This is a genomic window from Nonomuraea antimicrobica (genome assembly GCF_039536965.1).
Classification (GTDB): Bacteria; Actinomycetota; Actinomycetes; order Streptosporangiales; family Streptosporangiaceae; genus Nonomuraea; species Nonomuraea antimicrobica.
The window spans coordinates 1-7,017 of sequence record NZ_BAAAZP010000215.1 but is presented as its reverse complement, the minus strand read 5'-3'; the positions used below and the strand labels follow the sequence as shown (position 1 = coordinate 7,017).

General features: G+C 73.2%; 9 protein-coding genes. 5 read left to right on the top strand and 4 right to left on the bottom strand.

Annotated features, from left to right (window positions below):
* On the bottom strand, positions 1 to 299 hold a 299-nt coding region (locus ABD844_RS46370; protein ID WP_344894114.1), incomplete at its 3' end, for a M17 family peptidase N-terminal domain-containing protein.
* Positions 300 to 406: 107 nt separating this feature from the next.
* Here ABD844_RS46370 and ABD844_RS46365 point away from each other — a divergent pair.
* From ABD844_RS46365 to ABD844_RS46355, 3 genes are read left to right on the top strand one after another with little or no spacing between them, the layout of a single operon-like run.
* Positions 407 to 754, top strand: coding sequence for a GntR family transcriptional regulator (locus ABD844_RS46365; RefSeq protein ID WP_344894111.1), 348 nt, complete (start codon positions 407 to 409; stop codon positions 752 to 754).
* Positions 751 to 1,719 (top strand): DUF1648 domain-containing protein, encoded by a 969-nt coding sequence (locus ABD844_RS46360; RefSeq protein WP_344894108.1) that lies wholly within the window; start codon positions 751 to 753, stop codon positions 1,717 to 1,719. The genes ABD844_RS46365 and ABD844_RS46360 overlap by 4 nt, the downstream gene beginning before the upstream one ends.
* A gap of 11 nt (positions 1,720 to 1,730) precedes the next feature.
* Entirely contained in the window at positions 1,731 to 2,636 is a 906-nt protein-coding gene (locus ABD844_RS46355; protein ID WP_344894105.1) for a CPBP family intramembrane glutamic endopeptidase, read from the top strand.
* Between the two features lie 18 nt (positions 2,637 to 2,654).
* On the opposite strand, the gene ABD844_RS46350 is transcribed toward ABD844_RS46355, so the two are convergent.
* On the bottom strand, positions 2,655 to 3,401 hold the full coding sequence (locus tag ABD844_RS46350) for an adenosylcobinamide-GDP ribazoletransferase (RefSeq protein WP_344894102.1): 747 nt from the start codon (positions 3,399 to 3,401) through the stop codon (positions 2,655 to 2,657).
* Positions 3,402 to 3,435: 34 nt separating this feature from the next.
* Here ABD844_RS46350 and ABD844_RS46345 point away from each other — a divergent pair, with 34 nt between their 5' ends.
* Positions 3,436 to 4,236: an ABC transporter ATP-binding protein gene (locus tag ABD844_RS46345; protein WP_344894099.1), complete on the top strand. Its 801-nt coding sequence runs from the start codon at positions 3,436 to 3,438 to the stop codon at positions 4,234 to 4,236.
* 82 nt (positions 4,237 to 4,318) lie between these two features.
* Here the strand turns inward: ABD844_RS46345 and ABD844_RS46340 are convergent, their stop codons facing one another.
* A complete protein-coding gene (locus ABD844_RS46340) occupies positions 4,319 to 5,320 on the bottom strand; it encodes a bifunctional adenosylcobinamide kinase/adenosylcobinamide-phosphate guanylyltransferase (protein ID WP_344894096.1) in 1,002 nt (333 codons plus the stop codon).
* Positions 5,321 to 5,564: 244 nt separating this feature from the next.
* On the opposite strand from ABD844_RS46340, the gene ABD844_RS46335 reads away from it, so the two are divergent.
* Positions 5,565 to 5,771, top strand: a complete 207-nt coding sequence (locus ABD844_RS46335) for a hypothetical protein (RefSeq protein ID WP_344894093.1) — start codon at positions 5,565 to 5,567, stop codon at positions 5,769 to 5,771.
* Between the two features lie 64 nt (positions 5,772 to 5,835).
* Here ABD844_RS46335 and ABD844_RS46330 read toward each other — a convergent pair whose 3' ends face one another.
* Entirely contained in the window at positions 5,836 to 6,837 is a 1,002-nt protein-coding gene (locus ABD844_RS46330; protein ID WP_344894090.1) for an aldo/keto reductase family protein, read from the bottom strand.
* Positions 6,838 to 7,017: the final 180 nt, after the last annotated feature.

The following is a 7,017-nucleotide window of genomic DNA, read 5'->3' as shown; positions in this document are numbered from 1 at the left end:
CAGAGCACGGCTCCGGCGGCCCGGAGCAGGCCCTCGAGGCCGGGGGAGTCACCGAGACCGACCGCGACCAGCAGCGGGGCGGTGATGGCGCCGAAAGTCGGCAGCTTGGCCACCTCGCCGGCCTTGCCGGAGAAGGCCACGGCGCTGAGGGAGCCTGCGAGCTTGCCGCCGAAGGCCGCTTCGAGGGACTCGGCGCCCACTGCGGGGACCGGGCCGTCGGGGCTCGGCCGGAAGCCGACGATCAACGCGTCGGTGTCGATGGAGACTGGATCTGCTGAGTTCAGCCGCACAGTGGTCACGTAAACCGATGCTATCCACGGTTTCTGCGTACTCACAAACAGGGGTTCATCCTACCAATCGCTGGTTGGAGCGTACTTTGCAGAATAGTGCTAGTGTCATTAGCACCATGTTGCTGACGCTCGACCTCAACGACTCCCGGCCCCTCCACGAGCAGGTGGCGGGGGCGATCCGGCGTGCCATCGGCGAGGGCTCCTACCGGCCGGGCGACCGCCTGCCACCGGCCCGAGACCTGGCCGGGGCGCTGGGCATCAACCCCAACACCGTGCTGCGCGCGCTGCGCGACCTGCGCGACGAGGGGCTGCTGGAGTTCAGGAGGGGCCGCGGCGTCAGCGTGGCCGGGCGGGCCGACGGGCGCGCCCTGCTCGCCCAGCGGGCGCGCGACCTGCTCGAGGAGGCCAAGAAGCACGGCTACAGCCGTGACGACCTCATCACGATCTTGGAGGAGCTGACGTGAGACCCCGTGTCCTCGCCGCCGCGTGGGGGCTGGCCGTGACCGCCGTGCTGGTCCTGGCGCCTTACGCCCTGCGCGATCGGCTGCCCGACCCGATCGCCACGCACTGGGGGTCGTCCGGCAGCGTCCCGGACGGATCCAGCTCCCTCACGGCACACGTGGTCACCACGGTCGTCATCTGGGGCGTGCTGTGGGCGGCCCTGTTCGCGGTGAGCGCATGGGGCCACTCCCGGCGCGCGAACCGGGCCATCTGGTGGGGCTGCCTCTTCGGCGCGGGCGCGATGCTGGTCTCCGTGGACGCCTCGACGCTGGCGGTCAACCTCGACGCCCCCGACTGGCGGGCCGCCCTGCTGCCCGGCTGGCACGTCCCCGCGGCCCTCGGCGCCATGGTCGCCGTCGGAACCCTCGCGGGATACCTCGGCAGGGGACCCCGGGACCGGCACTCTCCCGAGGCGCAGGCGCCCCCCGCGCTCAGGCTGGAGCCGGGGCGGCGCACGGTCTGGGTCAGCCGCGTGATCAACCCGTGGCTCGCCGCGGCCACGTTCGCCACGCCGGTCGTCATCGCCGTGGTGGTCGCACTGGACGTCTCCGGCACCGTGCCCGGCGACGTCAGGGCCAGGCTCCTGCCCGTCCTCGTCATCGTCTTCGTGGCCGGCCTCGCGAGCACGTCCGTGCGGGTCAGGGTGGACGACGCGGCGGTCGCGATCGGGTTCGGGCCCTTCGGCCGCCCGGAGCGCAGGATCGCCCTGTCCAAGATCGAGTCGGCCTGGGTGGAGCAGCGCCGTCCCGGTGGCGTGGGCGGCTGGGGCTTCCGCGGACTGCCGGGAGCCGCCACCATCATGTTGCGCGGCGGTGAGTGCCTGGTCCTCGGCTACCGGTCCGGTGGCACGCTGGCGATCAGCATCGACGACGCCGAGCGCGGCGCATCCCTCATCAACGCCCTCATCGCGGAGCGTGTGCAGTCATGAAAAGACCACTCTTGAAGAGACCACTGCTCGTCTTCGTCGTCCTGGCCTTCGGGCTGTCCTGGGGGGTCGCGCTGCCCCTGTGGCTCGGCGACGGGCTGGCCTCGCCGCTGACGCAGGCGCTCGCCACGCTGATGATGTTCACGCCGGCCGTGGGCGTGCTCGGCGCGTGGGCCGTGTCGCGCACGCCGTTCCGGCAGTGGGCCGGGGAGACCGGGCTCACGCTCGGCCCGCGCAGGGGCCGTACGGGCGCGCTCGTGCTGGCAGCCTGGCTCGGCGTGCCGGCGCTGGTGTTCCTCGCCATGGGGATCAGCGTCGCCACCGGGCTCGTCTCGCTCGACCTCGACCGGCTGAGCCTGCTGCGGGCGGCGCTGGGGGCCCGCGGCCTGGAGGTCCCGGCCGACCTGGGCTCGGTGGCCCTCATGCAGATCGTGGTGGCGGTGGTGGCGGGGCCGGTGCTGAACGCCGTCCCGGTGCTGGGGGAGGAGTGGGGCTGGCGGGGCTGGCTGGTGCCGCGGCTCGTCGCGTCCCACGGGATGACGGCCGGCCTGCTCGTCTCCGGCGCGATCTGGGGCGTCTGGCACGCCCCGCTCACCCTGCTCGGCTACAACTATCCGCGCCTGGGCTCGTGGGCGGCGCTGTGCTTCATCGGCTTCTGCATGCTGGCGGGGGTGGTGATGGGGTGGCTGCGGCTGCGTACGGGGAGCGTGTGGCCCGCCGTGGTGGCGCACGCGTCCCTGAACGCCGTCGCCGCGCCCGTGCTGCTGCTCGGCGACGCCGCCGCCCCGCCGAACGAGCTGCTCGCCGGGATCACCGGGCTGGTCGGGTGGGCGCTGCTCGCGCTGCTCGGCGTGGCCCTGCTCCGCCTCCTCCCGATCCGCCCGCGGCGGCAGCCCCGGCAAGCCGAGCCGGTCGCCTGAGCCCGTCCTCCGGGTCGTTCAGGCGAGCACCGCGTACGCCACGAGCGCGGCGGCCGTGGCCGTCTCCACCAGCGCGCCGAGCACGTCCCCTGTGACGCCGCCGAGGCGGCGCCCGGCGTGGCGCAGCAGCAGGAGGGCGGCGCCGAGCCCGGCCAGCACCGCTCCCGGCGCCACGTAGACCGCGCCGGGCGTGGTGAGCAGGCCGATCAGGGCGGCGATGAGGAGCGCGGCCAGGGTGACGAGCCAGGCGGCCGGGCGGCGTACGGTGCCCGCGACCATCGCCCCCAGCCCGTCGGGCCGGGCGGCGGCCACCCCCTCGCGGCAGGCCCAGGTCAGCGCCAGCCGCCCCGCCAGGCACGCCGTCACCAACGCCCAGAACCCGGCCTCCGCGAGCGCCGCCACCTGGACGAGCAGCGTGAGCACCAGCGTCATCACGCCGAACGGCCCGATGTCCGACTTTTTCATGATGTCGAGCGCCTGGCCGGGCGGCTTGCCGCTCCCGAGCCCGTCGGCGAGGTCGGCCAGCCCGTCGAGATGCAATCCCCGGGTGAGCAGGGCCAGCAGCCCCACCGCCAGCGCCGCTCCCAGCAGCGACCGGTCGCCGGTCAGCAGCAGCGGCGACCCGGCGACGAGCCCGAGCACCGGCCCCAGGAACGGAGCCAGCGTCATCGCCCGCCCCGCCACCTGCCGATCCACCCGTTCCACGCGGACGGGGAAGACGCTCAGCGTGCCCACGGCGAACCGCAGCCCTTCCATCAGCCGCATAACGGACGATCCTAGGGGCCACTAGGGTGGCGGGATGCACGTGGTTGAACTGGAAGGCGTAGGTGTCCGGGTCGTCGGCAAGTCGCTGCTCGACGGTGTCGACTGGCAGGTCGACTACGGCGACCACTGGGTGATCATCGGTCCCAACGGCGCGGGCAAGACGACGCTGCTGTCGCTGGCGGGCGCCGTACGGCATCCCAGTGAGGGCGCGGTCACCGTGCTCGGCCACCGGCTCGGCCGGGTCGACGTGCGGGAGCTGCGCCGCCACATCGGCCTGGTCGCGGCCAGCCAGCGGCTGGTCGACGAGGAGCTGATGGAGGAGGAGGGGGCGACCGCGCACACCGTCGTGCTCACCGGCCACACGGGCACCAGCGTTCCGCTGTGGGACAGGTACGGCGAGGCCGAGCGGGAGCGGGCCCACCGGCTGCTGGCCGACCTCGGCTGCAAGGACCTGGCCGAGCGGCCCTTCCGGGTGTGCTCCCAGGGCGAGCGGGCCAGAATCAGGGTGGCCAGGGCGCTCATGGCGGACCCGGCGGTGCTCCTGCTCGACGAGCCGTTCGCGGGGCTCGACCTGCCGGCGCGGGAAGACCTCATCGCCGCCGTCGAGGACCTGGCGACGACCAGGCCCGTGCTCACGACCGTCCTGGTGACGCACCACCTGGAGGAGGTGCCGGCGACGACCACGCACGCGATGCTCATGCGCGACGCCCGCGTGCTTGCCGCCGGGCCGGTGGCCGACGTGCTCACCTCGCCCATGCTCAGCGACTGCTTCGGCCGCCCCCTGCAGGTGGACCGCCTCGACGGCCGCTGGTACGCCCGCGCCGCCCGCCCGTAACGCCCTCGCCCGACCCGCCACCGACCCGCCACCGGCCCCACCGGACCCGCCACCGGGTCCGCCGCCGCCGGTGACCGGGCGGCTACAGGGCGAGCGGGCGTCCGGCCACCACCAGTGCCACGTACTCCGACTCGGCGGCCAGGCGCTCGTTGAGCCGCCCGAGCGCGTCCCTGAACGCCCGGCCGCTGGCCGTCGCGGGCACCACGCCCATGCCCACCTCGTCCGACACCGCCACCAGCGGCCGGTCCGACTGACGCCACGCCGCCACGAGTTCCGCGCAGCGGGCCGCCACGGGTGCGCGGTCGCCCTCCCACGCGCCGTGCTCGTCGAAGACCGCCGTGAGCCACGTGCCCAGGCCGTCGATCAGCAGCGGGGTGGCCGCCGCGCGGATCGCCGCCGCCAGGTCCGTGGTCTCGACGGTGGCCCAGTGCGCGGGACGCCGCTCCCGGTGCGCGCGTACCCGTGCCGCCCACTCGCCGTCGCCCGCGCCGTCGGGACCGGTGGCCACGTACGTGACGTACGGCTCGGCGGCCAGCCGCAGCTCCGCCTCGGCCGACTTGCCCGACCTCGACCCGCCCAGCAGCAGGGCCCGGCCCGCGCCGCCGCCGCGCCTGGGCATCGGCGTCCCCGGCCGCAGCTCCGTGCCGTCGGGGACGGCGAGCGCCCCCCAGAGCCGCAGCCGTCTCGCCAGCTCCTCCTCCGACCGGATCCGGTGATCCAGCCCGACGGCGGCCACCACGGTCTCCTCGTCGACCAGGCCCATGCGCCGCAGCTCGCCGAGGCGTTCGGGGCGGTCGAGCAGGTCGATCAGCACCACGTCGTACCGGGCGGGGCCGTTCGCGGGCACGGGGCGGTCGCGGGGGAGGCAGAGCAGGCGGGAGCCGTCCGGGCAGGTCAGGCCCAGGCCGTCGGCGCAGGCGCGGTAGCCGTCCGGCAGGTCCGCGAAGGGGAACGGGACGACGCCGTCCACGACGAGACCGAAGGGGCGGCGATGGCCCGGGGGCAGGCGGGCGCAGGACGCGCACCGGCAACCGGGCTCCGGCCACCCCGCGCCGCCCGCGGTGCCGGTGAGAAGGACGTTCACCGCGCCGATGGTACAAAGCCGATCGTGCAAAGCCGCCCGGCCGAGGCCGGGCAACCTCCGTACGCCGCCGGAAGGTGAGGGGCGGGCGGAACGAGGGGAGGGAGAGGAAGACGGCCGCCCCCCGAGGCGAGCCCGACCGCAACACGGTGAACGCGCAGCGTCGATCGACCTCCCGAGCTCGGGAGTAGGGTTCCAGTGCCTGCGGAGGGTGCGCCGGCGGACCCGCGGAAAAGGAGCGTATGGCATGACATGGCGGTGGCGTTATGAAAATGCACGTGGTGGTGAGGTAACGGATCGCCCTTTGCCGCGAGAAGTTTTTCCGAGCCAGGCCGACGCGGAGTCGTGGCTCGGCGAAAACTGGCGTGAGCTGGTGGAAGCCGGTGTTGAGCAGGTCGCGTTGCTGGACGAGGACCGCGTCGAATACACGGGATTGTCATTGCGTCCTGAGTGACCCCGGATAAGAGAAAACCCCTTGGGCGCTGTCGCGGCCCAAGGGGTTCTTGTCGCAGGGGAGGTTATGGGCGCTTGGCCGGGCTCGCGGTCTTGGTGGGGTCGCGCTCGACGATGCCGCCGAGCACGTGGTCGATCCGCTTGAGCACGTCGGCGTCGAGCTTGACGCCCGCCGCCTTGACGTTGTCGCGTACCTGCTCGGGCCGGCTGGCGCCGACGATGGCGCTGGAGACGTTCGGGTTCTGCAGGACCCAGGCGACCGCCAGTTGGGCCATGCTCAGCCCCAGGTCGGCCGCGATCGGCTTGAGCTCCTGGACGCGGGTGAGCACGTCGTCGTTCATGAAGCGGGCGATCATGGTGCTGCCGCCGCTCTCGTCGGTCGCCCGCGAGCCCTCCGGCGGCTGCCGGCCGGGCAGGTACTTGCCGGTCAGCACGCCCTGCGCGATGGGCGACCAGACGATCTGGCCCACGCCCTCCTTCTCGCTCAGCGGCACGATCTCCGGCTCGATGACGCGCCACAACATCGAGTACTGGGGCTGGTTCGACACGATGCGGTCGAAGCCCATCTCGTCGGCGATCTTGAGCGCCCGCGCGATCTGCTCGGCGTTCCACTCGCTCACGCCGACGTAGAGGACCTTGCCCTGGCGTACCAGGTCGTCGAAGGTCTTGAGGGTCTCCTCGAGCGGGGTCTCGTAGTCGAAGCGGTGCGCCTGGTACAGGTCCACGTAGTCGGTCTGCAGGCGGCGCAGCGAGCCGTGGATCGACTCGGTGATGTGCTTGCGAGACAGGCCGCGGTCGTTGCGGCCGGGCCCGGTCGGCCAGTAGACCTTGGTGAAGATCTCCAGCGACTCCCTGCGCACGCCCTTCAGCGCGCGGCCGAGCACCTCCTCGGCCTTCGTGCCCGCGTAGACGTCGGCGGTGTCGAACGTGGTGATGCCCTCGTCGAGCGCCGCCTGCACGCACTGCTTGGCGGCGTCCTCCTCGACCTGGGAGCCGTGGGTGAGCCAGTTGCCGTAGCTGATCTCGCTGACCACGAGACCGCTGCGACCGAGGTGTCGGAATTCCATGCGTCCGACTTTAATGCCGGCACATAGAGTGATCTATTTCGGGATAGGGTGCGCGACGTGCTCAAGCTCGTACGATTCGCGCTGACGGCGGCCGTCCTGACCGCGATCGTGGTCCGGCTGCGCCGGCGCGCTCGCACGTCCGTCCGGCGGCCGGTCCCGCTGCCGCGGCCCCTGGCGCCG

What these genes read in the sequence shown, in the direction of transcription:
- ABD844_RS46335 (WP_344894093.1), top strand. Translation starts at nt 5,565, where the DNA reads ATGACATGGCGGTGGCGTTATGAAAATGCACGTGGTGGTGAGGTAACG.
- ABD844_RS46350 (WP_344894102.1), bottom strand. Translation starts at nt 3,401, where the DNA reads ATGCGGCTGATGGAAGGGCTGCGGTTCGCCGTGGGCACGCTGAGCGTC.
- ABD844_RS46345 (WP_344894099.1), top strand. Translation starts at nt 3,436, where the DNA reads ATGCACGTGGTTGAACTGGAAGGCGTAGGTGTCCGGGTCGTCGGCAAG.
- ABD844_RS46365 (WP_344894111.1), top strand. Translation starts at nt 407, where the DNA reads ATGTTGCTGACGCTCGACCTCAACGACTCCCGGCCCCTCCACGAGCAG.
- ABD844_RS46330 (WP_344894090.1), bottom strand. Translation starts at nt 6,837, where the DNA reads ATGGAATTCCGACACCTCGGTCGCAGCGGTCTCGTGGTCAGCGAGATC.